At 74.1% G+C, this 2,843-nt stretch carries 3 protein-coding genes; all 3 read left to right on the plus strand.

Annotation, left to right across the window (positions count from 1 at the left end):
- Nucleotides 1-159 carry a MetQ/NlpA family ABC transporter substrate-binding protein gene (locus ACTUAL_RS24020; protein WP_440901841.1) on the plus strand — a complete coding sequence of 53 codons (159 nt, stop codon included), beginning with the start codon at nucleotides 1-3 and terminating at the stop codon, nucleotides 157-159.
- A 103-nt stretch (nucleotides 160-262) separates the two neighbouring features.
- Nucleotides 263-1,228: a 4-(cytidine 5'-diphospho)-2-C-methyl-D-erythritol kinase gene (locus ACTUAL_RS24025; protein WP_096491431.1), complete on the plus strand. Its 966-nt coding sequence runs from the start codon at nucleotides 263-265 to the stop codon at nucleotides 1,226-1,228.
- An 18-nt stretch (nucleotides 1,229-1,246) separates the two neighbouring features.
- The coding region (locus ACTUAL_RS24030; protein WP_440901840.1) for an ABC-F family ATP-binding cassette domain-containing protein at nucleotides 1,247-2,843 on the plus strand (1,597 nt) is incomplete at its 3' end.

Consider the following 2,843-nt stretch of genomic DNA (forward strand, 5'->3'; position numbering starts at 1 on the left):
CTGGAGAAGGCCGAGGGCAACCCGAACGCCAACGGCCTGGTCACCCGCGCCGAGCTCAAGGACGACAAGCGGATCAAGGACCTGGCCGAGCTGCTCCAGTCGCAGGACGTGAAGGACTACATCACCAAGACCTTCAACGGCGCCGTCCTGCCCGTCTGACGCGCGCTGACCAGCACCGGAACGCCCCTCGCCCGCACGGGTGAGGGGCGTTCCGCGCGCGGGGCGGCAGCGCGCACCCCCGTCGCGCCCGTAGGCTTCACCTGTGCTCGCCGTAGTCCCACCTCCGGTCACCGTCCGCGTCCCGGCCAAGGTCAACCTGCACCTGGCCGTGGGCGACCTCCGCGACGACGGGTACCACGACCTCGTCACGATCTTCCAGGCGCTGTCGCTGACCGACGAGGTCACCGTCGGCGCCTCCGACGACCCAGGGGTCGAGGTGCGCGGGGAGGGGGCGGAGTCGGTGCCCACCGACCCGTCCAACCTCGCCTGGAAGGCCGTCCGGGTGCTGGCCGAGCACACCGGCCGGGACCCCGAGGACGTCAAGGTCAGGGTCAGCATCCGCAAGGCCATCCCGGTCGCGGGCGGCATGGCGGGCGGCTCCGCCGACGCCGCGGCCACCCTCGTCGCGCTGGCCGCCCTGTGGAAGCTCGACACCACCCGCGACGAGCTGGCCGAGCTGGCCGGGCGGATCGGCGCCGACGTGCCGTTCGCGCTCTACGGCGGCACCGCGCTCGGCACCGACCGGGGCGACCGGCTCGTGCCCGTGCTCGGCAAGCACCCGTTCCACTGGGTGCTGGCGTTCGACAAGCAGGGGCTGTCCACGCCCGAGGTGTTCCGCGAGCTGGACCGGCTGCGCGCCGAGGGCAACCCGCCGCGCGTGGGCGAGGCCGAGGCCGTCCTGGAGGGCCTGTCCTCCGGCGACCCGCGCCAGCTCGCGCTGCTGCTGGGCAACGACCTGCAGGCCGCCGCCGTGTCGCTGCGGCCCAACCTGCGGCGCACGCTGCGCGCCGGGGTCAACGCGGGGGCGCTGGCGGGCATGGTGTCCGGGTCCGGGCCGACCTGCGCGTTCCTGTGCGAGGACGGCGACACGGCGGTGCGGGTGGCGGCGGAGCTGGCGGGGGCGGGCGTGTGCCGCACGGTGCGCGTAGCCCAGGGGCCGGTGCCCGGCGCGCGGGTGGTCGGGGCCGAGGAGTCACCTCGCCCCACGCCGCCCGAGGTCCACGCTTAACTACTTAAAGGTGAGTTGATGGCCAACTTGGTCAACTTGGAGAACGTCTCCAAGTCGTTCGGTGTGCGTCCGCTGCTCGACGGGGTGTCCCTGGGCGTGGGCGAGGGGGACCGGATCGGCGTCGTCGGCCTCAACGGCGGCGGCAAGACCACCCTGCTGGAGGTGCTGGCGGGCATCGCCGAGCCCGACGACGGGCGGGTCAGCCAGAACCGGGGGCTGCGGATGGCCGTGGTCACCCAGCGCACCACGCTCGCCGAGGGCTCCACCGTGCGCGACGCCGTGATCGCGCCGCTGAACTTCGCCGCCGAGCACGAGTGGGCCGCCGACCCGCGCGTGCGGTCCGTGCTCGACGGCCTCGGCATCACCGCCCTCGGGCTGGACTCGCCGGTCGGCACCATGTCCGGCGGCGAGCGGCGCCGCGTCGCGCTGGCCGCCGCGCTCGTGCAGGAGCTGGACCTGGTGGTGCTCGACGAGCCCACCAACCACCTGGACGTCGAGGGCGTGCGCTGGCTGGCCGAGCACCTGCTGTCCCGGCGCACCGCGCTCGTCGTGGTGACCCACGACCGGTGGTTCCTGGACACGGTCTGCTCCCGCACCTGGGAGGTCGTCGGCGGGCGCGTCGAGCAATACGAGGGCGGGTACGCGGACTGGGTGTACGCGCGCGCCGAGCGCGGCAGGCTCGCCGACGCCGCCGAGGAGAAGCGCCGCAACCTGGCCCGCAAGGAGCTCGCCTGGCTGCGCCGGGGCGCCCCGGCCCGCACGTCCAAGCCGCGCTACCGCATCGAGGCCGCCGAGGCGCTGATCTCGGACGTGCCCGCGCCGCGCGACACCGTGGAGCTGATGGCGTTCGCCAAGCGGCGGCTGGGGCGCACGGTCGTGGAGCTGGAGAACGCCACCCTCACCGTCGGTGACCGCACGCTGGTGCGCGACCTGACCTGGCGCGTGGGTCCCGGCGACCGGATCGGCATCGTCGGCGTCAACGGGTCCGGGAAGACCACGCTGCTGCGCGCGCTCGCCGGTGAGCGGGAGCTGGACGGCGGCGGGAAGCGGATCGAGGGGCAGACGGTCAAGCTCGCGCACCTGAGCCAGGAGCTGCACGACCTGGACGGGTCGATGCGGGTGCTGGAGGCCGTCGAGGAGGTGGCGCGGCGGATCGTGCTGGGGAAGATGGAGCTGTCCGCGTCGCAGCTGGCCGAGCGGTTCGGGTTCTCCTCGCAGCGGCAGTGGACCCCGGTCGCCGACCTGTCCGGCGGCGAGCGGCGGCGCCTGCAGCTCGCCCGGCTGCTGATGGGCGAGCCGAACGTGCTGCTGCTCGACGAGCCGACCAACGACCTGGACATCGACACCCTCCAGCAACTGGAGGACCTGCTCGACTCGTGGCCGGGCACGCTGGTGGTGATCTCGCACGACCGGTACCTGGTGGAGCGGGTGTGCGACAAGGTCGTGGCGCTGTTCGGCGACGGCGGGCTGACCGACCTGGTCGGCGGGATCGAGGAGTACCTCCAGCGGCGCGACCGGCAGAGCGCGGCGGCTGCCGCCCCGACGGCCGCGGCGACCGTGAAGGCCCCGTCGTCGGCGGCGGACCAGCGGGCGGCGCGCAAGGAGCTGTCGCGGC

Source organism: Actinosynnema sp. (assembly GCF_052038725.1).